1 protein-coding gene is annotated in these 232 nt (G+C 49.6%); it reads right to left on the minus strand.

Translation table 11 applies throughout. The features are described from left to right. On the minus strand, positions 1-232 hold a 232-nt coding region (locus tag AAEZ06_RS28350; RefSeq protein WP_350617540.1), incomplete at both ends, for a hypothetical protein.

Here is a 232-nt window from a genome sequence, read left to right on the forward strand (position 1 = left end):
GTATCGTCCTGACCAGGAATTTGCTGCCCACCATATAAGGCATTACCGATGGTGCGCGCGCTATTGAAGGTCGGCACAAACTCTGCTACGTATTCAATTGCTTGCTGACTACGCGCTTGCAGTGGTGCTTTGTCCCAGCCATCTTCGATATAATGTACATATTGCTGCGGCAACTTAGGCTGCGCGCTGCCTTTATTAGAGGCCACCAATCCATCATTGAACAAGGTAATGG

The organism is Pseudomonas sp. HY7a-MNA-CIBAN-0227, assembly GCF_040310325.1.
GTDB lineage: Bacteria > Pseudomonadota > Gammaproteobacteria > Pseudomonadales > Pseudomonadaceae > Aquipseudomonas.